The organism is Actinokineospora lacus (genome assembly GCF_053813445.1).
In genome coordinates this window covers 93,692-117,106 of sequence record NZ_JBQERA010000012.1, presented here as the reverse complement: position 1 = coordinate 117,106, position 23,415 = coordinate 93,692, and the positions used below count along the sequence as shown (strand labels likewise).

Annotated in this window: 18 protein-coding genes; 7 read left to right on the top strand and 11 right to left on the bottom strand. The window is 72.0% G+C overall.

The annotated features are described in order from the left end of the window. Positions 1-37: 37 nt before the first annotated feature. Entirely contained in the window at positions 38-2,977 is a 2,940-nt protein-coding gene (locus ACTG9Q_RS26485; protein ID WP_455575622.1) for a glycoside hydrolase family 48 protein, read from the top strand. Between the two features lie 646 nt (positions 2,978-3,623). Here ACTG9Q_RS26485 and ACTG9Q_RS26480 read toward each other — a convergent pair. Next, positions 3,624-4,184, bottom strand: coding sequence for an AMIN-like domain-containing (lipo)protein (locus ACTG9Q_RS26480; RefSeq protein ID WP_455575621.1), 561 nt, complete (start codon positions 4,182-4,184; stop codon positions 3,624-3,626). A 513-nt stretch (positions 4,185-4,697) separates the two neighbouring features. Here ACTG9Q_RS26480 and ACTG9Q_RS26475 point away from each other — a divergent pair. After that, the gene (locus tag ACTG9Q_RS26475) at positions 4,698-6,221 is read left to right on the top strand and encodes an amidohydrolase (protein ID WP_455575760.1); all 1,524 of its coding nucleotides are present in this window, start codon (positions 4,698-4,700) and stop codon (positions 6,219-6,221) included. Between the two features lie 386 nt (positions 6,222-6,607). On the opposite strand, the gene ACTG9Q_RS26470 is transcribed toward ACTG9Q_RS26475, so the two are convergent. After that, on the bottom strand, positions 6,608-8,380 hold the full coding sequence (locus ACTG9Q_RS26470; RefSeq protein ID WP_455575620.1) for an ABC transporter ATP-binding protein: 1,773 nt from the start codon (positions 8,378-8,380) through the stop codon (positions 6,608-6,610). A gap of 78 nt (positions 8,381-8,458) precedes the next feature. Between ACTG9Q_RS26470 and ACTG9Q_RS26465 the strand changes: the two genes are divergently transcribed. After that, positions 8,459-9,031: a TetR/AcrR family transcriptional regulator gene (locus ACTG9Q_RS26465; RefSeq protein ID WP_455575619.1), complete on the top strand. Its 573-nt coding sequence runs from the start codon at positions 8,459-8,461 to the stop codon at positions 9,029-9,031. Here ACTG9Q_RS26465 and ACTG9Q_RS26460 read toward each other — a convergent pair. From ACTG9Q_RS26460 to ACTG9Q_RS26440, 5 genes are all read right to left on the bottom strand, one after another. Continuing rightward, positions 9,021-9,683 (bottom strand): hypothetical protein, encoded by a 663-nt coding sequence (locus ACTG9Q_RS26460; protein WP_455575618.1) that lies wholly within the window; start codon positions 9,681-9,683, stop codon positions 9,021-9,023. The two genes, ACTG9Q_RS26465 and ACTG9Q_RS26460, sit on opposite strands and share 11 nt — an antisense overlap. Positions 9,684-9,744: 61 nt before the next feature. Next, positions 9,745-11,709 (bottom strand): ABC1 kinase family protein, encoded by a 1,965-nt coding sequence (locus ACTG9Q_RS26455; protein ID WP_455575617.1) that lies wholly within the window; start codon positions 11,707-11,709, stop codon positions 9,745-9,747. 85 nt (positions 11,710-11,794) lie between these two features. Further along, positions 11,795-12,826, bottom strand: a complete 1,032-nt coding sequence (locus tag ACTG9Q_RS26450) for a family 2 encapsulin nanocompartment cargo protein polyprenyl transferase (RefSeq protein WP_455575616.1) — start codon at positions 12,824-12,826, stop codon at positions 11,795-11,797. Between the two features lie 14 nt (positions 12,827-12,840). Further along, positions 12,841-14,232, bottom strand: a complete 1,392-nt coding sequence (locus ACTG9Q_RS26445) for a family 2B encapsulin nanocompartment shell protein (RefSeq protein WP_455575615.1) — start codon at positions 14,230-14,232, stop codon at positions 12,841-12,843. A gap of 33 nt (positions 14,233-14,265) precedes the next feature. Continuing rightward, positions 14,266-15,657, bottom strand: a complete 1,392-nt coding sequence (locus tag ACTG9Q_RS26440) for a family 2B encapsulin nanocompartment shell protein (RefSeq protein WP_455575614.1) — start codon at positions 15,655-15,657, stop codon at positions 14,266-14,268. 324 nt (positions 15,658-15,981) lie between these two features. Between ACTG9Q_RS26440 and ACTG9Q_RS26435 the strand changes: the two genes are divergently transcribed. Further along, a complete protein-coding gene (locus ACTG9Q_RS26435) occupies positions 15,982-16,602 on the top strand; it encodes an L-threonylcarbamoyladenylate synthase (RefSeq protein WP_455575613.1) in 621 nt (206 codons plus the stop codon). Positions 16,603-16,616: 14 nt separating this feature from the next. Here ACTG9Q_RS26435 and ACTG9Q_RS26430 read toward each other — a convergent pair whose 3' ends face one another. After that, positions 16,617-17,198, bottom strand: coding sequence for a TetR/AcrR family transcriptional regulator (locus ACTG9Q_RS26430; RefSeq protein WP_455575612.1), 582 nt, complete (start codon positions 17,196-17,198; stop codon positions 16,617-16,619). A gap of 15 nt (positions 17,199-17,213) precedes the next feature. Further along, complete coding sequence (locus ACTG9Q_RS26425; RefSeq protein ID WP_455575611.1) at positions 17,214-17,417, bottom strand: hypothetical protein; 204 nt, start codon at positions 17,415-17,417, stop codon at positions 17,214-17,216. A gap of 291 nt (positions 17,418-17,708) precedes the next feature. Between ACTG9Q_RS26425 and ACTG9Q_RS26420 the strand changes: the two genes are divergently transcribed. Continuing rightward, a complete protein-coding gene (locus ACTG9Q_RS26420; protein WP_455575610.1) occupies positions 17,709-18,248 on the top strand; it encodes a hypothetical protein in 540 nt (179 codons plus the stop codon). A 94-nt stretch (positions 18,249-18,342) separates the two neighbouring features. Here ACTG9Q_RS26420 and ACTG9Q_RS26415 read toward each other — a convergent pair whose 3' ends face one another. Continuing rightward, entirely contained in the window at positions 18,343-19,545 is a 1,203-nt protein-coding gene (locus tag ACTG9Q_RS26415; RefSeq protein WP_455575609.1) for an ROK family protein, read from the bottom strand. 89 nt (positions 19,546-19,634) lie between these two features. Between ACTG9Q_RS26415 and xylA the strand changes: the two genes are divergently transcribed. After that, positions 19,635-20,804 carry a xylose isomerase gene (gene xylA, locus ACTG9Q_RS26410; RefSeq protein WP_455575608.1) on the top strand — a complete coding sequence of 390 codons (1,170 nt, stop codon included), beginning with the start codon at positions 19,635-19,637 and terminating at the stop codon, positions 20,802-20,804. After that, positions 20,804-22,186, top strand: coding sequence for a xylulokinase (xylB, locus tag ACTG9Q_RS26405; protein ID WP_455575607.1), 1,383 nt, complete (start codon positions 20,804-20,806; stop codon positions 22,184-22,186). Before xylA ends, xylB begins: the two co-directional genes overlap by 1 nt. Before the next feature lie 44 nt (positions 22,187-22,230). On the opposite strand, the gene ACTG9Q_RS26400 is transcribed toward xylB, so the two are convergent. Further along, on the bottom strand, positions 22,231-23,301 hold the full coding sequence (locus ACTG9Q_RS26400; protein WP_455575606.1) for a glycoside hydrolase family 19 protein: 1,071 nt from the start codon (positions 23,299-23,301) through the stop codon (positions 22,231-22,233). Positions 23,302-23,415 lie beyond the last annotated feature (114 nt).

Here is a 23,415-nt window from a genome sequence, read left to right as displayed (position 1 = left end):
GCGGTGCCCCTGTGTGCGAATTGGAGGACCTGTAACGATGCGATCCGTCCTGTCCCGCCGAGCCCGGCCAGGGCCCCTGGGGGTCGCCCTCGCGGCGACCACCCTCGCGGCCGGCGCCATGGTTCCCCTGGCCACCGTGGCGCACGCCGCCGTGGCCTGCTCGGTGACGTATACGACGAACCAATGGCAGGGTGGCTTCACCGCGAACGTCACCCTGCGCAACGAAGGCGACGCCCTGGCGGGCTGGCGGCTGACCTGGACCTTCCAGGACGGCCAGCGAATCCAGCAGGCCTGGAGCAGCCGCTACACCCAGAGCGGCGCCGCGGTGACCATCACCAACGAGGCGTGGAACGGCAACGTCCCCACGGGCGGGTCCGTCGCCTTCGGGTTCAACGCCAGCTGGACCGGCCAGAACCGCGCGCCGGTCGACTACGCCGTCAACGGCACCCCCTGCACCGGCGCCAACAAGGCGCCCACGGTGTCGATGACCTCCCCGGCGGACAATTCCCAGCACGCCGTGGGCAGGCCGATCGCCCTCGCCGCCGCCGCCTCGGACACCGACGGCACCGTCGACCGCGTCGAGTTCTTCAACGGCACCACGCTCATCGCCACCGACACCACCGCGCCCTACACCGCGGAATGGGCCAACGCGCCGGTCGGGCAGCACTCGCTGGCCGCGCGGGCCCACGACAACCGCGGCGCGTCGGCGCTGTCCACCCCGATCGCGGTGACGGTCATCAGCGCGCCGACCATCGTCGCCTCCCCGGCGACCGTGGCGATCCGCCAGGGCACCACCGGGCGCGTCGGGGTCAAGCTCGCCACCCAGCCATCGGGTCCGGTCACCGTCGCCATCGCCCGCAGCGCGGGCAGCACCGACCTGACCGCGACGCCCGCCAGCCTGTCGTTCACCGCGACCGACTGGAACACCGAGAAGCCGGTGACGATCACCTCGGCGAACAACGGCGGCGCCCTGGGCACCGCCACGTTCACCGCGACGGCGACCGGGTACACCTCGGCCACCATCCAGGCCCGCGAGCTCTCCGCGGACACCTCGGACTACACCGCGGCGTTCCTGGCGCAGTACAACAAGATCAAGGACCCGAACAGCGGGTACTTCCGCAACATCGGCGGGCTCCTCGTCCCCTACCACTCGGTGGAGACGCTGCTCGTCGAGGCGCCCGACCACGGTCACCAGACCACCTCGGAGGCCTACAGCTACTACGTGTGGCTGGAAGCCGCCTACGGCCGGATCTCCGGTGACTGGGCGCCGTTCAACAAGTCGTGGGAGTCGCTGGAGAAGTTCATCATCCCCGCCGCCGCCGACCAGCCCAACGCCGCCCGCTACGACCCCGCGAAGCCGGCGACGTACGCCCCGGAGCACGCGCACCCGTCGCTGTACCCCTCGCAGCTGAACGCCAACGTGCCCGTCGGCCAGGACCCGATCGCGGGCGAACTGCGCACCGCGTACGGCAACAGCGACATCTACGGCATGCACTGGCTGCTCGACGTCGACAACACCCTCGGCTTCGGCCGCTGCGGCGACGAGTCCGACGCCGCCCCGGCGTACATCAACACCTACCAGCGCGGCTCGCAGGAGTCGGTGTGGGAGACCATCCCGCAGCCCTCGTGCGACACCTTCGCCCACGGTGGGCCCAACGGCTTCCTCGACCTGTTCACCGGGGACGCCACCTACGCCAAGCAGTGGAAGTACACCAACGCCCCCGACGCCGACGCCCGCGCCGTCCAGGTCGCCTACATGGCGAACAAGTGGGCGGGCGCGCAGGGCAAGGCCTCGCAGGTCGCAGGCGTGGTCGCCAAGGCGTCCAAGATGGGTGACTACCTGCGCTACGCCATGTTCGACAAGTACTTCAAGCGCATCGGCAACTGCACCAACCCGATGACCTGCCCCGGCGGCACCGGCAAGGGCAGCGCGCACTACCTGATGTCCTGGTACTACGCGTGGGGCGGCGCCACCGACACCTCGGCGGGCTGGGCCTGGCGCATCGGCGACGGCGCGAACCACCAGGGTTACCAGAACCCGCTGGCGGCCCACGCCATGGCCAACGACCCGGCGCTGAAGCCGAAGTCGGCCACCGGCCAGGCCGACTGGGCGAACAGCCTCACCCGGCAGCTGCAGTTCATCAAGTGGCTGCAGTCCGCCGACGGCGGCATCGCCGGCGGCGCGACCAACAGCTGGGACGGGCAGTACACCACCCCGCCGTCGAACCTGCCGACCTTCAACGGCATGTTCTACGACTACCAGCCGGTGTGGCACGACCCGCCGTCGAACCGCTGGTTCGGCTTCCAGGTCTGGGGCATGGAGCGCGTCGCGGCGCTGTACTCCGAGACCGGCAACGCGCAGGCGAAGGACATCCTCGACAGGTGGGTGCCCTGGGCCATCGCGAACACCACCCTCGGCACGGGCGGGAACTTCGCCGTCCCCTCCGACATGACGTGGACGGGCACCCCCGCGGCGAGCTTCACCACCAGCGGCGCCAACTGGCCCGCGGCCAACCCCGGCCTGCGCGTCACCGTCGACACGCAGGGCAAGGACGTCGGCGTCGCCGCCGCCTTGGCCAAGACCCTCCTGCACTACGCGGCCCGCTCGGGCAACACCGCCGCCCGCACCACGGGCGAGGGCCTGCTCAACGCGCTGCTGGCCAACCAGACCACCCGAGGCATCGCCATCCCGGAAACCCGCGGCGACTACTCCCGCTTCGACGACCCCTACACCGCGGGCGGGGACGGCACCTACGTCCCGCCGAGCTTCCGCGGCACCATGCCCAACGGCGACGTGATCGCCCCGGGCGCGACCTTCCTGTCCATCCGCTCGTTCTACAAGGACGACCCGGCCTGGCCCAAGGTCCAGGCCTACCTGGACGGCGGCCCAGCCCCCACGTTCACCTACCACCGTTTCTGGGCCCAGGCGGAGATCGCCACCGCCTTCGCCGCACACGTGGACCTGTTCACTCCATAGTGGCCACGTGAGAGTATGTCGGGGCCGCCGGACTTCCAGTCCGGCGGCCCCTTCCTTGTCTAAGCAGTTGTTGTTAAGGCACTTCGGCCGAGGGCAAAACCGGGCACGATCCCAAGATCCTTTTCGTTGCGTGTATGTCGTGGCGCGCGCGGCGAGAGGTCGCGGGTGCTCGGAGATCGCCAGCCGATCCGTGGCGCTCTGCTCGGCCCTGCAGCCTCGGCCTGCTGTCTCGGCCCTGCCGCGCTTCGATGCGTGCGCGTGCTTGCGAGGCGAGCCGCCATGCGGTGGGCTTTCTGGTGCTGGGTGCTGGGTGCTGGGTGCTGGGTGCTGGGTGCTGGGTGCTGGGTGCTGGGTGCTGGGTGCTGGGTGCTGGGTGCTGGGTGCTGGGTGCTGGGTGCTGGGTGCTGGGTGCTGGGTGCCTGTCCTCCGTCCCCGGTCGATGAGAGTCGGGCTCGGATCGGCTGCCTGCGGTGCTGGCCGGGTTGTGCTCGGGTTCTGCGGCGGTGCCGTCAGCGGCCGAGGCGACCCGGCTATCGCGATCGAGGTTGGAGGACAGGCACTGGCGACCCGGCCAGTCGCAGGTGGCTTGATCCCGGTCGACGGGGCCGATCCTCCCGTCGCGGCGAGGGTCGGCCCGCTCGGTCGATCACCAGCGGTGCGCCACGTCGATCACGAGGCGGCCGGGGAGGGTGTACGCCCGGAAGGGCAGCGTGGCTCGCACGCCCAGCCCCATCAGCATATTGCCCAGGTGGGCGCCGCCATGGGACACCTGGCGGAAGGTCGGGTAGCCGGAAACGTCCACGAGTTCGGTGCAGGACACCTCCGGGCACCGGAACCTCGGCTGCGCCGGGCCCGCGTAGTCGGAGACACCCATCTTGATCGACAGCTTGGCCCCGCCGCGCAGCGGCACGACGTGGCCGAAGGGCGTGGTCACCGACGCGACGTAGCGCACCTGGAATCCGGCGACCTCTCCGTTCTGGACGTCGAACACCAAGCGGTCGAAGCAGGCGTGCCTGCCCGCCCGGATGCCTGTCAGCACGGCGACGGTCGGCGACCAGGACGCGGTCTTCGACTGGGAGCCCCACGTGATTCCGCAGTACGGCGCGGACGCGGCCACCGGCGCGGGGGTAGGCGTGGCGGCGGCGGTCGGGGCGAGCGCGACGGCCATGGCCACCGCGGCCACCAGAATCCCCGATCTTCGGAACATTTCCATTAGAATCCCCTCACATTTTCTGACCGCGCGATTTCGCGGCCCATACTGGTTGGACGTGCGGTCCTTCTTGTCGTTGCCTCTCAGGGAGAAATGCGGGAACAACGGCTGAAGTGCTCGCAGGCGTCAGGTTTGGCGAGCCGACTTGGCCCAGGGCTGTCCTCAAACCCCGATCGCGGTAGCCGGGCCGGATCGGCCGCTGACGGCACCGCCACAGAACCCGAGCACAACCCCTCGGTACGAGGGCCCTGCGCCAGCGTCGCCGGTAACCGATTCGAGCCCGACGCTCATCGACCGGGGTTGGAGGACAGGCCCTAGGCGGAAGGCTGCTAAGCAGTGGTGTTCGGTGGTGGACGTTTGCACGCGGCGAGGTGTGGCGGGCAGTCGGTGGCTGATGGCAGGTGGCTTGATGTGCTTGGCGGGCGGGCTTTGGTGGTGACCGCTTCAGAGCGGTTCGTTTAGGGTGGGGGCGTGCTGGATTTGCTGATTACCGGAGCGCGGGTTTTGACGATGGATCCTGGGCATCCGCGGGCGCGGGTGATTGGGGTTTGGCGGGGGCGGGTGGTGGGGGTGGATGAGGCGGTGGTGGGGCTTCCCGCGGTTCGGGAGGTGGATTTGGGTGGGGCCTGGGTGGTGCCGGGGTTTGTGGATGCCCACGTGCATCTGGCTTGGGCCGGGTTGGCCGCCGGTGCGCCCAGTGTGGCGGGGTGTGGGGATCGGGCGGGTGTGTTGGCGGCTGTCGGTCGGGCTGCCGCGGCGCGGGGGGTGGGGGAGTGGGTGGATGTGGTCGGGTACGACCAGCGTCGGTTGGCGGGTGGGCATGTGACGGCGGCGGAGTTGGACGGGGTGTCGGGTGGGCGGAAGGTCCATCTGATCCACGACTCTGGGCACGCTTGTGTGGTGTCGTCTGAGGTGTTGGCGTTGCTGCCCGCTGGAGTCGGGCATCGGGAGGGGCTTTTGGTGGAAGGGGGTGCGGCGGCTGTGCGGGGGTTGCGGCAGCCGTATTCGCGGGGGGAGTTGGTGGAGGCGATTGAGCGGGCTGGGCGGCAGTGTCTGGCCGAAGGGGTCACCGCGTGCGCGGAGGCGGGCGTGGGGGGTGGGTTGATCCGGCACAGCCCGGTTGAGGGGGGTGCGTATCAGGAGGCCGAGCGGCAGGGGCGGTTGTCGTTGCGGGTGCGGTTGATGGTGGCCGCTGACGTGCTGCGGCCGATGGGCGCGCATCGTGAGGATGACACGCCGCGGGCCATGGACTTGGGGTTGCGGAGCGGGTTTGGTGGCGCTCGGCTGGGGTTGGGCGCGTTGAAGGTGTTCACCGATGGCGGGATGATGGCTCGTACCGCGGCGTTGACCTCGCCGTATGCGGACGGGTCCGGGTCGGGGGAGCTGTACGGCGAGCCCGCCGAACTGCACGCGGTGATCCGTGACGCGCATTTGGGTGGGTGGCAGCTCGCGGTGCACGCCATCGGGGACCGGGCGGTCGATGTGGCGTTGGACGGGTTCGCCGCGGCGTTGGCCGAGCGGCCGCGCGCGGATGCCCGGCACCGGATCGAGCACGCCGGGCTGGTGCGGCCCGATCAGCTCGACCGGTTCGCCCGGCTGGGTGTCGCCGCGGTCGTGCAGCCCGCGTTCTTGTGGTCGTTCGGCGATGACTACGCGCGGATCATGGGGCCTGACCGGGCGGGCTGGCTCTACCGTGGCCGGTCTTTCCTTGACGCGGGGGTGCGGCTGGTGGGCAGCTCCGACCGGCCCGTGACGGTGGGCGCGCCACTGGTGGCGATGCGGTTCATGGTGTCCAGGATGTCGTCGGGGGGCAACCTGGTCGGGCCCGCGGAGGCCATCAGTCCGGCGCAGGCGCTCGCCGCGTACACAGTGGACGCGGCGTGGGCCTGCGGGTGGGAGGACGACCTGGGATCGATCGCGCCGGGCCGCTTCGCCGACTTCGCCGTGCTCTCGGGGGACCCGCTGGCCTCCTTCGACGTCTCGGTGGTGTCGACTGTCCTCGGTGGACAGGTGGTGCACGGCGAGGCTTGGTGAGCGGTGCCGGTCAGGTTGGCTGGTTCAGCACGGGCTCCCAGGGTTGTCCAGTTCGGCATCACCCGTGTCCGAGTGGGGCCAACCAAAGATGGTGAAGCTGTCCGCGCTGATCAGCCGTCCTCGCGACCAGTGGTGGTGCTCGGTGATCACGTCTGCGCTGTGCTGGTTCGGCGGGGCTGGTTCAGTCGAGGCTTCAGGTCTGGCGGTCCAGCCGGGGCTGAAGCGCGGCAGGCGCGCCGGTTCACGTCGGCTACCAGGCTTTGCCGCACAGGTCGGGTCGGGGTGGCCACACCGGTCCTTGGGGCCCGACAGGAGGCCAGTGGTGATCGAGCCGGCCGCGTCACAGTGATGTTGTTGCCTGGCCTGGCGTTTCGTCGGGTGATGGCTCAGGACGAGAGGGCGGCCTCGGACTCGGGGATGCGTAATGACTCCACCAGGTCGCGGTACAGGGCGTCGGTGGCCAGTAGGGCCGCGTGGGTGCCTCGGGCGCGGATGTGGCCCGCTTCCATCACCAGGATGGTGTCGGCGTCGACCACGGTGGACAGGCGGTGGGCGATCGTCACCACGGCGGACTTGGCCGCGCGTTCGCGGATCACGTCGTGCAGGGCGGCTTCGGTGAGGCCGTCCACCTGGGCGGTGGCCTCGTCCAGCAGCAGCACGTCGGGGTCGTAGAGGACGGCGCGGGCCATGGCGATGCGCTGGCGCTGGCCGCCGGAGACCGACGTGGCCGACAGGGGGGTGTCCAGGCCCTGCTCCAGGCCGTCGGCCAGGGTGTCGAGGCGGACCGCGCGCAGGACGTGCCGCAGTTCGGCCTCGGTGGCGTCGGGGTGGGAGAACAGCAGGTTGTCGCGGATCGTGCCCGGGACGACCGGGGTCTCCTGCTCGACGTACGCCAGCCGCGCGCGGATGTCGGCGTGGGTCAGCTCCCGGTACGGCGTGCCGTCGACCAGCAGGCTGCCCTCCTGCGGCTCCAGGAACCGCAGGATCAACGAGAACAACGTGGTCTTGCCCGCGCCGGAGGGGCCCACGATCGCCGTGTGCCCGACCCTCGGCACGACGAGATCGACGCCCCGCACGGCGGGCTCGCTGTCCGGGCCGTACGCCGCGGTGACGCCGCGCAGCTCCAGGACCGGGCCCGAGCCGCCACGCGAAGCCCCCGACACCGCCCCGCCGTCGTCCTCGATCGGCAGGGCCTCGACCTCGCGGATGCGGGCCGCGGCGGCGATGCCGCTCTGCAGGGCCGTGACGTTCTGGCTCAGCGTCGTGATCGGGTCCATCAGGCCGAAGGCGTACAGCAGGAACGCGATCAGCGTCGAGACCGCCAGCTCCCCGTCGGACACCCGCCAGGCGCCGATGCCCAGGATCAGGATGATGGCCAGCTGGATGCCGGTCCACGCCGTGCTCCACGCCAGCGCTTCCCGCCGCACCGCGCGGATGCTGTGGCGGGCGGCCTCCTGGGCGTCGGCGATGATCCGCAGGGACTGGCGCTCCTCCGCCCGCGACGCCTTCACCGTCCGCACGGCCCGCAGCGCGCCCTCCAGCCCCCCGCCCAGCGCCCCGATGTGGGCCTGCGCCTTCTCCTTGGCCACCGCGATGGCGGGCATCAGCACGCCGAACAGGATGGCGATGACCACGACGGCGGCCACCGTGGTGGCCAGCAGCACCAGGTCCAGCACCGCCATCAGCGTCAGGGTGCCGACCAGCATCACCGCCCCGTTGATCAGGCCGATCACGCTCGACGTCGCCGCCTCGCGCAGCAGCACCGTGTCGGAGGTGACCCGGGTGACCAGCTCGCCCGCCTGCCGCCCGGTCACCGCGGGGACGGTCGCGCGGAAGAACCGCCGCACCATCGCCTCGCGCGCGGCCAGCACGACCCGCTCGCCCAGCGTGCCCAGCAGAATCCACTGCCACAGCCACATCACGCTGCCCAGCACCAGCAGCGAGAGCATCAGCACGATCGGACCGGACAGCGAGGCCGAGGCGCCCAGGGAGTCCAGCACCCACTTGGTGGCCAGCGGCGTGGCCAGGCCCGCGCCGGAGCCCAGCAGCGCGAGCGCCAGGCCGAGGGCCAGCTTGCCGCGGTGCGGCCGGGCGAAGGACCAGAGCACGCGCAGCCGGGGGTACCGGAGCACAGCGGTGTCGGAGTTCGGAACGCTCATGCCTACCATTGGAACATTGATGTTCCATCTCGGTCAACTGAAATTCCGTTCCGGAGCAGGATGACTTACGCTGATGTGATGACCGACGTGCGCATCGTGTCCGAGTCCGGCACCAAGGCACGCACCCGCCGGGCGATCCTGGACGCCGCGGTCTCGGTGCTCACCGCCGACCCGGCGGCCTCGCTGGCCGACATCGCCTCCGCCGCGGGCGTGGGCCGCACGACGGTCCACCGCTACTTCCCCGAGCGCGCCGACCTCATCGCCGCGCTGAGCCGCTCGGCCTGGGACCAGGTCACCATGGCCACCGAGCGCGCCAGGGTGGTCGACGGCCCGGCCGCCGAGGCGCTCGACCGGCTCTGCCAGGAGTACTTCGACCTCGGCCAGACGCTGATGCTGGTGTTCAACGACCCCCAGCAGTACGCGGCAGGCGAGTGGGAGACCTGCGGCTCGGCCGACCAGGCGCTGCTGGACCTCGTCGAGCGGGGCCACCAGGACGGCTCCATCGATCCCCGCCTCTCGCCGCTGTGGGTGCAGAGCGTGCTCTGGTCGATGCTGTACTCGGCCTGGCAGTACACCCAGGACACCTCGGTCTCCCGCCACCAGGCGCTGGACATGTGCCGCCACACCCTGCGCAAAGCGGTCAAGCCCTGACGCAAACCGCGGCCGGCCGACGTGGCCGGGTGCCGAGGATGACCGCCAGGAAGACCAGGGACAGCAGCGGCATCGGACCGCCGACCGCCACGGCCACCGCGATGTCGGCGAGCGGGACCAGGGTGCCTGCCACGAACACCCAGGTCGGCGCGGTCGCGGGTTTCGGTTTCGCGGCCCACGGTGTCTTCGTGCCCGGCTTGGCCACCGACAGCCACGCCTGGAAGGCCAGCGCGCAGCCCATCAGGCCCGCGCCGAGGATCTGCAGGGTCGGCGCGGGCAGCTCCCGGCCCGCCGCCGCGGCCACGGCGGCCTCGTTGAGGGCCGAGGACAGCACGAAGATGCCCGCCCAGAGCTGGACGATCGTCAGCGCGAACTTGGTCAGCACCCACCAGTGCCGGAAGTACCCCCACGCCGTGGCCGCCGACAGCACCAACCCGGTGAACGCCGCGGCGTTGGCCATCGGCGCCAGCAGCAGGTGATCGAGCGTCCGCGCCATGGACGTCGCACCGACCCGCACCGCTTGGTCCTCAGTGGACGCCGCGACGACCGACAGCGTCATCAGCGCGAACGCCTGCGACATCCAGCCCACCGACGCGATGACGTGCACCCAGACGGTGGCCTGGCGCCATCGCGGAGAAGTCCCCTTGATCACGCCGCCCACAGTGGCGCGCTCGCGCCGCCGGGCGCATCAGGGGATCTCCCGGAACCCTCCCCTAGGGAGAGCGCCGCGATTGCGCGCGGAAGACGACGTACAGCAGCCGCAGGCCCACCAGGGCGCTGATCACCAGCAGGTTGTAGCCGATCAGCTGGTTCAGCGTCAGGCCGGGGATCACCGTCGGCCCGCTGTCGGTGGCCAGCAGGATGGCCGCGATGACGCCCGCGCCCGCGCCGAGGAAGGCCAGCAGAAGCTCGTGCACCAGCCCGGTGACCACGGCCCGGTCGCGCTCGTCGGCGAACAGCCGCACCCCGACCGAGAGCCTGCCCTCCTCCAGCGCCCCGCCGACGCGGTCGAGGCGGCGGGGCAGGCGGCGCAGCACCGGCAGCAGCGACATGGCCTCGTGGGTCAGGGTCTGGCGCAAGGTCTCCGGCTTGAGCCCCTCGGTGATCTGCCCGGTGGCGAACGCCCGCGCCGCGACGACGAGGTTGAACCCGGGCGCCAGCAGCGTCAGCGTCCCCTCCAGCGTCGCCATCGACCGGAAGACCGCCGCGACCGGCGGCGGCACCGACAGCCGGAAGTCGGTGATCACCCGGAACATCTCGGTGAACATCTGGGTGTCCGGGGCCTTGTCGTGGCTGAAGTGCTTGGCCACCAAGGCGCCGAGCGCGCGCTCCAGCCGGTTCTCATCGATCTGCTCCGGGCGGTCGACGATCTGCAGCAGCCCGTCGCGCAGCGCCGCCGGGTCACCCCGGTCCAGCGCCACCAGCAGCGCCTGGATACCCGCGCGCAGCCCGGCGTCGAGACGGCCGACGGAGCCGAAGTCGAGCAGGCCGAGCGCGGGTCCCTCCAGCAGCAGCACGTTGCCGGGGTGCGGGTCGGCGTGGAAGACCCCGTGCAGGGTGATCTGGCGCAGCACGGTCTCCAGCAGCGAGCGGGCCAGCCGGGCGCGGTCGTCGTCGGGCAGGGCCGCGGTCCCGTCGCCGAGGGGCGAGCCGACCATGCGGCTCATGACGAGCACCCGGTCGGTGCAGAGGTCCTCGTGCACGACCGGGAGGGTGACGGTCTGGTCGGCGGTCGCCGCCCGGACGGCGGAGATGTTGCGGGCCTCGACGCGGAAGTCCAGCTCCTCGACCAGCGCCTCGGCGAAACCGGCGGCGAGGTCGGTGACACCGAGGGCGCGGGCCCACTCGGCGCGCACGTCCATGGCGGCGGCGACGCGGTGCATGATGTCGAGGTCGCGTTCGACGATGTCGCGGATGCCCGGTCGCTGCACCTTGACGACCACCTCGGTGCCGTCCTTGAGTCGTGCGCTGTGGACCTGGGCCACCGACGCCGCGGCGACCGGCTCCGGGTCGAACTCGGCGAACACCTCCCGCGGCGGGGCGCCGAGCTCGTCGGTCAGGACCTGCTCGATCTCGGCCACCGGCAGCGGCGCCACCTGGGTCTGGAGCCTGCTGAGCTCGGTGATGAAGGTGGGCGGGAGGAGGTCGGGGCGGGTGGAGAGGACCTGGCCCAGCTTGACGAAGGTGACCCCGGCGTCCTCCATCGCGCGGCGCAGGCTCCTGGCCAGGGCGGCCTCGCGGTGGATGCCCTCGCGGCGGTCCCTGCGGCCGTAGAGGTAGGGGGCCAGGCCGTGGCGCATGGTGATGCGCGAGATCTGGGAGTAGCGGCGGGTCCTGGCGAAGCCGCGCCTGATGGCGCGCAGCCTGCCGATGACCCCCAGGCCGGTCCCGCTGGGCACGGCCATCTCGGCGACGAACAGGAAGACGAGGGTGGCGAGGAACGCGGTGCCCGCCAAGGGGATGAGCAGGCCGATCATGGCGGCGGGGCGCTGCTCCCAGTGCTCCACCGGGAGGACGGTGATGATGCCGGTGGCGATGGACCAGCCCAGGGCGGCGCCCACCAGGGCCCGCAGGATGCCCACCCGGACGCCCAGGACCCGGCGGGCGGCCACCACCAGCGGCCAGTAGATGAGGACGTACATGGGCAGGGTCAGCAGTCCTAGCAGCACTGAATCCATCTGGTCGCCCCCGGAGCAAGACTGTGTGACGGCTTGATCCCACCACAGGCGGTGGCGTCGGTGCCGCGGGGCGTTGCCGGGGGTGTCAGTGGTCGCGCCTGCTGATGAGGTTGGCGAGCGCGGTCAGTTCGGCCGCCTGCTGCGGCTGGGCCGCGGCCAGCCGCAGGGACTCCATGGACTGGGCCACCAGGTCGTCGATCGTCGTGCGGCACCAGCCCTGGGCGCCCGCCTCCGCGATCAGGGCGGCGGCTCGGGCGGCGGTCGCGGGGGAGAGGGGCTCCTCCGAGGAGAGGTACAGGGTCCTGAGCTCCCGGCTCGCCGGGGACTCGGTGGTCAGGGCCGCGACCACCGGCAGGGACTTCTTCCTGCTCACCAGGTCCGAGTGGGCGGACTTCCCGGTCACGGCCGGGTCTCCCCAGATGCCCAGCAGGTCGTCGACCAGTTGGAACGCCAGGCCGATGTGCTCACCGAACGCGCGGAGGTGGTCGGTCTGCTCCGGGGACGCGCCGCCGTAGAGGGCGCCCAGGCTCGTCGCGCAGCCCAGGAGGGCGGCGGTCTTCAGCTCGGCCATCCGCACGCACTCCGGGAGGGTGACGTCGGTGCGGGTCTCGAACGACAGGTCCGCGGCCTGGCCGTCCTGCACCGCCAGCACCGCGCGGGACAGGGCGGTGGCGGCCGGGCGGAAGGCCGGGTGGGCGCCCTCGGCGAGGACCTCGTAGGCCAGGGTCAGCAGGGCGTCGCCCGCCAGGATCGCCTGGCCGGTGCCGAAGACGTGCCACGCGGTGGCGCGGTGGCGGCGGGTCTGGTCGCGGTCCATGACGTCGTCGTGCAGGAGGGTGAAGTTGTGGACCAGTTCCACCGCGACGGCGGCGGGGACCGCATCGGCGGGGGCGCCGCCGACGGCGGTGGCGGCGCAGAGGACCAGCGTCGGCCTGATGGCCTTGCCGTGGTCGGCGTCCGCGGGCGCGCCCGCGGCGTCCCACCAGCCGAAGTGGTACCCGGCGATGTGGCGCAACGTGCCGGGCAGGCTGTCCACGGCCGCGCGCAGGGCCGGGTCGAACACGGCGCGGCTGTGGGAGAGCACGTCTCGGGCACTGGGGCTCACGTCGAGGGACATCGCCGGGTCTCCGCTCACAGTCCGATTTGCACGTCGTCGAGGACACCGAGTGCGTCGGGGACCAGGACGGCCACCGAGTAGTACGCGCTGACCAGGTAGGACAGGATCGCGCGGTGATCGATGCCGGTGAAGCGCACCGACAGGCCGGGCCGGTACTCGTCGGGCAGGCCGGTGCGGTGCAGGCCGATGACGCCCTGGCTGTCCTCGCCGAGCCGCATCGCCACGATCGAGGTGGTGTTCGTCGCGGACACCGGGATCTTGTCCGAGGGCAGCAGCGGCACGCCCCGCCACGAGTGCACGACGCGGTCGCCGACGAGCGTGGTGGGCGGGTAGAGGCCGCGCCGGGTGCACTCGCGGCCGAAGGCGGCGATGGCCTTCGGGTGGGCGAGCAGGACGTCGGTGCGCCTGCGCCGGGACAGCAGGTCGTCGAGGTCGTCCGGGCTGGGCGCGCCCTCGCGGGTGTGCAGGCGGTACTTCAGGTCGGCGTTGTGCAGAAGTCCAAAAGTAGGATTGTTGAACAGTTCATCTTCTTGACGTTCCCGCAGCGCCTCGATGGTCAGGCGCAGCTGCTGCTCGACCTGGTCCATGGGCTCGTTGTAGAGGTCGGCCACGCGGGTGTGCACCTTCAGGACCGTCTGGGCGACGCTGAGGCCGTACTCCCGGGGGCACAGTTCGTAGTCGACGTACGCGCCCGGCAGCGGGACCTCGCCGTCGTGCCCGGACGCCAGCGGGATCTCCTTCTCACCCCACTTGTTGCTCGGCGCGTCGGCCAGGTCCCGCACACCCGCGACGTGCGCGGCCAGCGTCGGCGAGCGGTCCAGGACCGTGCTGAACGCCGACCGGGGCAGCACCAGCATGATCCCGCTGGTGTTCGCGGTGTAGGTGTGGTCCCAGGTGGCGTCGGCCTGGACCAGGGCGTGCGTGCCGAAGAACTCCCCGCTCGCCAGCCGGGCCACGGCGCTGGTCTCGCCGTAGGCGCCCGCGGTGGACTTGGTGACCTTGCCGTGCGCGATGAGCACCAGGCCCTCGGCCGGGGCGCCCTCGGCGGCCAGGACCTCGCCCGCGGTGAAGTCGCGCCGCTGGAAGCCGTCGGCGATGCCGCCGAGCACGCCCTGGTCGGGATACCCGCGCAGCAGCGACAACTCGCACAGCTCCGGTGGCACGACCCGGATCTCGCCCGCGTTGACGGAGACGCTGATCAGCCCGTCGCCCAAGGCGTAGACGAGCCTGCGGTTGACCCGGTAGGTGCCGCCGGGCAGGTTCACCCAGGGCAGCATCCGCAGCAGCCAGCGCGGGCTGATCTCCTGCATCTGCGGGACGGACTTGGTGGTGGTGGCCAGGTTCCGCGCCGCGGCGGTGCTCAGGCTCTGTGGTGTCGCGGTCTCGGGGTCGAGCAGTTCGGTCACCGGAAGGGTTCCAATCGCGAGGGGACGGCGGGTCTACAGTCCGATCTGGACGTCGTCGAGCACCGCGATCGCGTCCGGAACCAGGACGGCGGCGGAGTAGTACGCGGTGACGAGGTAGGAGATGAGCGCCTTCTCGTCGATGCCCATGAAGCGCACGGACAGGCCCGGCTCGAACTCGTCGGGCAGGTTGGTCTGGGTGAGCCCCACGACGCCCTGGTTCTCCTCGCCGGTGCGCATGAGGATCACCGAGGTCATGCGCCTGGCGGAGATGGGGATCTTGCTGCACGGCAGCAGGGGGACGCCCCGCCACGACGGCACCCGGTGCCCGCCGAGGTCGATGTTGTCGGGGTAGATGCCGCGCTTGCTGCACTCGCGGCCGAACGCGGCGATCGTGCGCGGGTGGGCGAGCAGCACCGACGGGTTCTTCCACACCTTGGACAGCAGCTCGTCCATGTCGTCGGGGGTGGGCGCGCCGTCCTTGGCGTGGATGCGCTGGCTGTTGTCGGTGTTGTGCAGCAGGCCGAAGTCGTGGTTGTTCACCATCTCGTCCTCCTGGCGCTCCCGCAGCGCCTCGATGGTCAGGCGCAGCTGCTGCTCGACCTGGTTCATCGGCTCGTTGTAGAGGTCGGCCACGCGGGAGTGCACCTTGAGGACGGTCTGCGCGACGCTCAGCTCGTACTCGCGCGGGTGCAGCTCGTACTCGACATAGGTGCCGGGCAGCTCCACCTCGCCCTCGTGCCCCGCCGAGAGGTTGATCGGCGCGGCGTCGGCGTCGCGGCGGCCGCCGTTGTCGAGGAACCCGGCGATGTGGGCGCGCAGGCCCGGGCTGCGCTCGGTGAACTCCTGGAACTCCGTCTTGGACAGGGAGAGCAGCGTGCAGGAGGTGGTGGCGACGGCGGTGAAGTCCCAGATGCGCTCCTCCAGCAGGCCCCACTGGTCGAAGTGGTCACCGTTGGCCAGCACGCCGATCACCGACTCGTCGCCGTACTCCCCGATGGCGCGCTGCTCGACGCGGCCGTGGGCCACCACGACGAAGCGGTCCTCGGCGTGCCCCCACTCGACGATCGTCTCCCCGGCGGAGACCTCCTCCGCGGTGAACAGCCCGGCGAGGGCGATGAGCGCCTCGTCGTCGTCGAACTCGCGCAGGCAGGCCAGTTCCCGCAGATCACCGGGCAGCACCCTGGCCTGGGCCCCGCTGCCGTCGACGGTGATGCGCCCGTCGCCGACGAGGAACGTGCGGCGCTGGTTGACCCGGTAGGTGCCACCGCGCACCTGGACCCACGGGAGCACCCGCAGCAGCCAGCGGGAGGTGATCTCCTGCATCTGCGGGACGGACTTGGTCGTGGTGGCCAGGTTCCGCGCCGCCTGCGTGCTGAGGCTCTGGGGGTTCGGGTCGACCTGGGGTGGGATCACCGTATCGGTCACAGGGCTCCGCCAATTCTTGGTTCGGGGGGCGACTGCGCGCACGAGACGGACACCGCGTGCCCACCACGGCGGTGGACAGGAACGCGGAGTGCGCGAGCAGCGGGACTAGGAGGGGTCCGGGGAGGCCAACCCGGAGGTTCCGGCCTGGCCTGGCCGACGACTTGAAGCTAGCACCGGGCCACTCGGACGAGTAGTCGCCGGATAGGATGTTGATACTCCACCCGTTTCGCCCAACTGATCGACTTTGGGTAGCGGTGCGTGGGTCTCAATGCACGATCTTGTCCGCAAGGCGCACGGTTGGACCAAGGTCCGTAAGATCCGGGCATGGCGAAGTACTTCGATGTGCACCCGGAGAACCCCCAGCGGCGGTCCATCGGCCAGGTGGTCGACCTCCTGCGCTCCGACGGTCTCATCGCCTACCCGACGGACTCCTGCTACGCGCTGGGCTGCGTGCTCGGCAACAAGGACGGCATCGACCGCATCCGGGAGATCCGCAAGCTCGACGACCGCCACCACTTCACGCTGATGTGCCGGGACTTCTCCCAGCTCGGCCAGTTCGCGCACGTGGGCAACACGGTCTTCCGGTCCATCAAGGCCGCGACGCCGGGCACCTACACCTTCATCCTCCCGGCGACCAGGGAGGTCCCCCGCCGGCTGCTGCACCCGAAGAAGCGCACGGTCGGCGCCCGCATCCCGCAGCACCCGGTGGCCCAGGCGCTGCTGGCCGAACTCGGCGAGCCGCTGCTGTCGAGCACCCTGCTGCTGCCCGACCAGGCCGAGCCGATGACGCTGGGCTGGGACATCAAGGAGCACCTCGACCACGTCCTCGACGCCGTGGTGGACTCCGGGGAGTGCGGCACCGAGCCGAGCACCGTCGTGGACTTCTCCGGCGACGACCCGGTCATCCTCCGGTACGGCGCGGGCGACGCCTCGCGCTTCGAGTAGTCCTCAGTAGAGGGTCATTCGAACGCCTCGGCCATGGTGGCCAGGGCGGTGGTGACCTGGCTGGCCAGGGGCGCGGCGCCGGGGTGGTCCTCCCACTCGTGGGTGGCCACGCGCAGGGCGCAGAGGAAGGCGCTCGCCATGAGCTGGGGGCGCGGCGGGGCCGGGTCGCGCAGGCGCGCCGCCACCGCGCCCGCCAGGTCGTGCTCCAGTGAGGTGAACAACGCGATCTGCTCGGCCAGCAGGGACGGGTGGCGCCGGACCACCCGCATCTTCGCCATCCGCTCCGGCCCGCCGAGGTCGGCGCACAGGTCCAGGGCGGCGGCGCTGAGGGCCTGCCAGGCCGAGTCGGCCCGCGGGCGGTCGCGGACCAGGGCGACCAGGCGCGCCATGCGCTGGCGGTCGTCGTGGAGCAGGGCCTGCTCCTTGCCGCCGAAGTAGTTGGAGAACGTGCGGCGGGAGACCATGGCGGCGTCGGCGATGGCCTCGACCGTGACCCGGTCGAGGCCGTGCGCCAGCGTCAGCGCGACGGCGGCCTCGTGCAGCGCCTGCCTGGTCGCCGCCTTCTTCCGCTCGCGCAGACCTCGCCCGGTTTCCACGCAACGGATCGTAGATCAGTCCTCGGTCACGGTGATGGCTCCCGAGGGGCATTGGTCCACCGCTTCGCCGACCGCGGCCATCGACTCAGCCGGGCCGCGCTCGGCGTGTTCCCGCAGCGCGGCGGGCGGGTCGAACGGGCTGTCCCGCTCGAAGAACCTGGCGGGCAGCGGGCGCCGAAACGCCGGTTCGGCGTGCTCTCGCGTGGTGGCCCCGGTCATTGACGTCCCCATTCGTCAATAAGCGTTCCACCACCCACTGTAGCGATTCGAACACGTGGTTGGGGTAAATTTTCCCACTGGGAAAGATCGCTCCGGTGTGGGATGCTGATGACCTGCGAGGCCGGTTCGAGGCAGCGGTGAGGGTGCGCACACGCCGTCTTGGCCGACCCCGCGCAGCCGCAGTCCGAACAGGACCGGCGTGACGCCCACAGCCTTCCGCGAGCACGGTCGGCCTTGTGCGCCCGTGCCACCCGATGTCACCTCACCGAGCGGCGAAGTACAATGTGGACCATGTCGATGGGTGCGGACGCGCCACTTGAGGTGGGGGCGCGCCACGCCCACCTGCTCGCCCGATTTGACCTGCAGCGACGGGAAGCCGAGGTGGCCGACCACGAGCGGGTCGAGCGGGTCGACCGCGCGGTGCGGGAATTCCCGGTCGCCGCCTACGCCGCGTCGGTCCTGCCGCACCCGCTGCCGGTCGAGCACGCCGAGAAACTCCCGCGCGGGCAGCGGCACACCCTGCACAGCGGTCACAGCGTGCGCTACGAACTCGTGGAACTGCCCGGGGAACTGCGCGGCTGGGTCATCGACGCGTCGCTGGCCATCTCCATCCAGGGCGCGGCCGTGCACCCGGTGTACGAGCCGGTGGGGAAGGCGAACGAGGCCGCCCTGCCGCCCGCCTCGCGGCGGGGCGGGGGTTTCCAGAGCGTGACCGCGCGCGTGACCGGGTGGCGGGTCTTCCCGGTGCCGCTGGCGGTGGAGGGGCCCGGCGGCCCGGTGCCGGTGGACCGGCTGCTGACGGATTTCCTGGGCGGGCGGGCCCGGTTCTAGCTGCCCTGTTCTGGCCGGCCCTGTTCTGGCTGCCCGGTTCTGGCTGCCCGGTTCTAGCCGGCCCGCTGCGGACAGCCCGGCGACAGCGGGATGGTCAAGCGGGCCCGACCCGCCGCATGTAAGTGTCCGGATCGGACAGGATCTCCCGCAGGGCGGCCTGGCCCGCGCCGTGGACGGCCGCGCGCGGACCCAGCGCCGAGACCAGCACCCGGGTCGGCGACCAGCGCGCCCCGACCACCCTGCGGTCCAGTTCCGCGCGGACGGGGTCGGCCAGCCAGGGGTGCAGCCGGGCGTAGCCGCCGCCCAGGACCACCGCGGGCACGTCCAGCAGGTTCACCACGCCCGCCAGCGCCAGGCCGAGCAGCGTCCCGGCGTGGCGCACCGCGGCCAGGGCCTTCGCGTCACCGTCGCCCAGGCGCCGGACCAGTTCGCCGATCGCGTCGTCGAGGGGGGCGGCGGCGGAGACCCCGGCGTCGGCCAGGACGGCGGCGGGCCCGGCCATGCGCTCCAGGCAGCCGCGCGCCCCGCACGAGCACACCGGGCCGCCCGCGTCCACGCACAGGTGCCCGATCTCGCCGCTGAACCCGTGCACGCCCCGGCGTACCACGCCGTCGAGCACGACCCCGGCGCCGACGCCGATCTCGGCGGAGACCAGCACGAAGTCGCGCACGCCCTCCGGGGTGCCCGCGGCCAGCTCGCCGACGGCGGCGAAGTTCGCCTCGTTGTCCACCAGCACCGGCAGGTCGGCCGCCAGCGAGCCCGCGACGTCCACATCGGACCAGCCGAGGTTGGGGGCGGCGCGGACCACGCCGGTGGCCCGGTCGACCAGCCCCGGCACCGCCACGGCGAGCCCCCCGACGCCTGCCCCGCGTTTGCCCGCGTCGGCCTTCGCCGTGCGCACCGCGCGGGCCACCGAGGCCAGCACCTCCGCGCTCGGGCGGCCCCGGTTGTCCCCGGCGAGCACGCGGTGGGCGTGCTCGCCGCCGGTCGGGTCGATCAGGCAGGTGGCGACGTAGTCCACGCCGATCTCCACGCCGAGGCCGTGCGGGCCGCGCGCGGAGGGGACCAGGCCGGTGCCGCGCCTGCCGCGGCCGACCACCGCCTGGGGGCCGGTCTCGGCGACGAGCCCGGCCGCGACCAGCCGGTCGACCAGGCTGGACACCGTCGCCTTGGCCAGTCCGGTCACCGCGGCCACCTCGGCGCGGGACAGGCCGGGGCGCCCGGTCACCGCGGCGAGGACCACGGCCGTGTTGTGCCTGCGCACATCGCTGTTGCCCGCGGGGGAAGTCGGCTGCACGCTCGGAACTGTAGTGGCTTGACCCGACCGGCAGACAGGTTTAAGTTCAGTGTCCGAACGAAACGTCGCCAGCCCTCTGGAGGTTCGCCGTGGCACCTCAGCCCACTCCCGCCGACCGGTTCAGCTTCGGTCTGTGGACCGTCGGCTGGCGCGCCGTCGACCCGTTCGGCGACGCCACCCGGCCCGCGCTGGACCCCGTCGAGTCCGTGCGCCGCCTCGCCGAGCTGGGCGCCTGGGGGGTCACCTTCCACGACGACGACCTGATCCCCTTCGGCTCTGACGACACCGTCCGCGCCGAGACCGTCACCCGCTTCCGCAAGGCGCTGGACGAGACCGGCATGGTGGTGCCGATGGCCACCACGAACCTGTTCACCCACCCGGTGTTCAAGGACGGCGGCTTCACCAACAACGACCGCGCCATCCGCCGCTACGCCCTGCGCAAGGTCCTGCGCAACGTCGACCTCGCCGCCGAGCTGGGCGCGGAGACCTACGTGCTGTGGGGCGGCCGCGAGGGCAGCGAGACCGACGCGGGCAAGAACGTCGTCAGCGCGCTCGACCGCTACCGCGAGGGCATCGACACCGTCGCCGCCTACATCAAGGAGCGCGGCTACGGGCTGCGCCTGGCGCTGGAGCCCAAGCCCAACGAGCCGCGCGGGGACATCCTGCTGCCCACCATCGGCCACGCGCTGGCGTTCATCGCCGAGCTGGAGCACGGTGACATCGTGGGCGTGAACCCCGAGGTCGGGCACGAGCAGATGGCCGGGCTGAACTTCGTCCACGGCGTGGCGCAGGCGCTGTGGGCGGGCAAGCTGTTCCACATCGACCTCAACGGCCAGAAGGGCCCGCGCTACGACCAGGACATGGTCTTCGGGCACGGCGACCTGCTCTCCGCGTTCTTCCTGGTCGACCTGCTCGAGCACGGCGGCTACACCGGGCCGCGGCACTTCGACTACAAGCCCACGCGCACCGAGGACGCCGCCGGGGTCTGGACCAGCGCCGCGGCGAACATGAGCATGTACCTGCTGCTGCGCGAGCGGGCCACGGCGTTCCGCGCCGACCCGCGCGTGCGGGAGGCGCTGGTCGTCTCCGGGGTGGACGAGCTGGCCGCGCCGACGCTGAACGCGGGGGAGTCGGTGGCCGACCTGCTCGCCGACCGCGCCGCCTTCGAGGACTTCGACATCGACAAGGCCGCCGAGCGGGGGTACGGCTTCGTCGCGCTCGCCCAGCTCGCCGCCGAGCACCTGCTCGGGGCCCGCTGATGGCGCTGGTCGCGGGCGTCGACTCCTCCACCCAGTCGTGCAAGGTGGTCGTGCGCGACGCCGCGACCGGGGCGCTGGTCCGCTCCGGCGCGGCGCCGCACCCCGAGGGCACCGAGGTGCACCCGGACCACTGGTGGGGCGCGCTGGAATCGGCGCTGACCGCCGCGGGCGGCCTGGACGACGTCGCCGCGCTGGGCGTGGCCGGGCAGCAGCACGGCATGGTGTGCCTGGACGGGCGCGGGGAGGTCGTGCGGCCCGCGCTGCTGTGGAACGACACCCGCTCGGCGGGGGCCGCGGCCGACCTGGTCGCCGAGTTCGGCGGCCCGGCGGCGTGGGCGAGCGCGGTCGGCACCGTGCCGATCGCCTCGCTGACGGTGGCCAAGCTGCGCTGGCTGCTGACCCACGAGCCCGACAACGCCGCGCGGACGGCGACCGTGGCGCTGCCGCACGACTGGCTGACCTGGCGGCTGGGCGGGCGGGGACCGATCACCACCGACCGCAGCGACGCCAGCGGCACCGGCTACTACTCACCCGCCTCGGGGGAGTACCGCTACGACCTCCTGGAGGCCGCTCTCGGCCACCGCGCCGAGCTGCCCAGGGTCGCCGGGCCCGCCGAGGCGGTCGGCTCGGCCGGCCCGACCCTGCTGGCCCCCGGCGCGGGCGACAACGCGGCGGTGGCGCTGGGCGTGGGCGCCGCGCCGGGTGACGTCGTGGTCTCCATCGGCACGTCGGGGACGGCGTTCACCCCCAGCGCCGTGCCCGCCGCGGACCCCTCCGGGCTGGTCGCCGGGTTCGCCGACGCGGCCGGGCGGTACCTGCCGCTGGTGTGCACCCTCAACGCCGCGCTGGTCCTGACGACGACCGCGGGGATGCTGGGCGTGGACCTCGACCGGCTCGGCGAGCTGGCCCTGTCGGCGGCGGCGGGCGCGGGCGGGGTGGTGTTCGTGCCGTACCTGCAGGGCGAGCGCACGCCGAACCGGCCGTCGGCGACCGGCACGCTGCACGGGCTGACCCTGTCGAACTCGACCCCGGCGAACATCGCGCGCGCCGCGGTCGAGGGCGTGCTGTGCGGGCTGGCCGACGGCATCGACGCGCTGATCACCACCGGCGCCCGCGCCGACCGGGTGGTCCTGGTCGGCGGCGGCGCGCGGTCGGCGGCCGTGCGCGCGATCGCGCCCGCGGTGTTCGGGCGGCCCGTGCTGGTCCCCGAGCCCGGCGAGTACGCCGCGGACGGCGCCGCCCGCCAGGCCGCGTGGGCGCTGGCGGGCGGTGACGAGCCCCCGGGGTGGGCGAGCGCCGGGACCGTCCGGTGCGAGGCCGATCCGGTCCCGGCGGTGCGCGAGCGCTACGCCGACGTGCGGGACCTGGTGTACCCGGGCTAGATCGTGTTCAGGTGTGGGTGCGCGGCCCACACCCGAAACACGGCCTAGCAGTAGAGGTTGGCGCCCGGGCTCACGCCCAGGAGCTGGGTGAACCGCTGGTAGGTGGTCACCCGGCTCTGGACCTGGGCCGGGTTGCCGCCGTTGCACTCGATCGAGCCGTTGATGCTGCGGATGGTCTCGCCGAAGCCGCGGCTGTTGACCATCGCCGCGTGCCCGGTCATGGTGCCCGGGCCGTTCTGCGTGTTCCAGTACCAGAGCGCGGTCTTCCACGCCACGGCCGAGTCCTGCTGCACCAGCCACGGGTTGCGCAGCAGGTCGAGGCCGAGGGCGTCCCCGGCGGCCTTGTAGTTGAAGTTCCAGCTCAGCTGGATCGGGCCGCGGCCGTAGTAGGCGGCCTGGCCCGCCGGGCAGCCGTAGGGCTGGCCGGTGTCGCAGTAGTGCGGGTAGTTGGCCTGGTTCTGCTCGACGATGTGTACCAGGCCGCCGGTCTCGTGGCTGGTGTTGGCCAGGAACGCGGCCGCCTCCTGCCTGCGGATGGTGTCGGTGCCGGTCTTGGCGAAACCGGGGTAGGCGCTCATCGCCGCGGTCAGGCCCGCGTAGGTGTAGAAGGGGTTCCGGTTCGGGAACATCTGGTTGAACTGGGCTTCCGAGACGACGAACCCGCCGTTGTTGGGCGGCTGGGTCGTGGTCGTGGGCGGGTTGCCCGAGCAGGTGTGCGGGTTCCAGTACCAGGTGCTGATGACCGGGTCGTAGCCCGGGTTGTCGTGCTCGGCGATGTAGTGGCGGCCGTCGGTGTAGCGGACGATGTCGCCCGCGCGGTAGAAGCGGCCCGCCACCCAGTCGGGGGCGCTGCAGGTGCCCGGGGGCGGGGTGGTCCCGCCGCAGGCGCCGTTGTCGGCCCAGACGGCGGCCGACCCGGGCGTCTCGCCCTGGGTCCACCACTTCGCCGCCCAGTTGCGACCGCTGTGCGAGGCGGTCTGGCCGCCGGTGTAGACCGCCGAGGCGCTCCACGCGCCGACGCAGGCCGCGGCGGCGGCGGAGGTGGCCAGCGGGACGGCCATCGCCACGGCGGCCGCCGCGGCGCAGAGTGCTGCGATGATGTGCTTTCGGGACATTGCCACTCCTGTGTGGGCAGGGGACGCAGGAGAACTCTCGTCCACTGAACCACCATTGGTCTAGACGAGTCAAGGTCTAGACCAATATGGCACCGGTCCGCGGGTCACGGTTGC

What these genes read in the sequence shown, in the direction of transcription:
- ACTG9Q_RS26450 (WP_455575616.1), bottom strand. Translation starts at nt 12,826, where the DNA reads ATGTCCCTCGACGTGAGCCCCAGTGCCCGAGACGTGCTCTCCCACAGC.
- ACTG9Q_RS26420 (WP_455575610.1), top strand. Translation starts at nt 17,709, where the DNA reads ATGTCGATGGGTGCGGACGCGCCACTTGAGGTGGGGGCGCGCCACGCC.
- ACTG9Q_RS26400 (WP_455575606.1), bottom strand. Translation starts at nt 23,301, where the DNA reads ATGTCCCGAAAGCACATCATCGCAGCACTCTGCGCCGCGGCGGCCGCC.
- xylB (WP_455575607.1), top strand. Translation starts at nt 20,804, where the DNA reads ATGGCGCTGGTCGCGGGCGTCGACTCCTCCACCCAGTCGTGCAAGGTG.
- ACTG9Q_RS26480 (WP_455575621.1), bottom strand. Translation starts at nt 4,184, where the DNA reads ATGTTCCGAAGATCGGGGATTCTGGTGGCCGCGGTGGCCATGGCCGTC.
- ACTG9Q_RS26425 (WP_455575611.1), bottom strand. Translation starts at nt 17,417, where the DNA reads ATGACCGGGGCCACCACGCGAGAGCACGCCGAACCGGCGTTTCGGCGC.
- ACTG9Q_RS26475 (WP_455575760.1), top strand. Translation starts at nt 4,698, where the DNA reads ATGGATCCTGGGCATCCGCGGGCGCGGGTGATTGGGGTTTGGCGGGGG.
- ACTG9Q_RS26465 (WP_455575619.1), top strand. Translation starts at nt 8,459, where the DNA reads ATGACCGACGTGCGCATCGTGTCCGAGTCCGGCACCAAGGCACGCACC.
- ACTG9Q_RS26485 (WP_455575622.1), top strand. Translation starts at nt 38, where the DNA reads ATGCGATCCGTCCTGTCCCGCCGAGCCCGGCCAGGGCCCCTGGGGGTC.
- ACTG9Q_RS26455 (WP_455575617.1), bottom strand. Translation starts at nt 11,709, where the DNA reads ATGGATTCAGTGCTGCTAGGACTGCTGACCCTGCCCATGTACGTCCTC.
- ACTG9Q_RS26470 (WP_455575620.1), bottom strand. Translation starts at nt 8,380, where the DNA reads ATGAGCGTTCCGAACTCCGACACCGCTGTGCTCCGGTACCCCCGGCTG.
- ACTG9Q_RS26435 (WP_455575613.1), top strand. Translation starts at nt 15,982, where the DNA reads ATGGCGAAGTACTTCGATGTGCACCCGGAGAACCCCCAGCGGCGGTCC.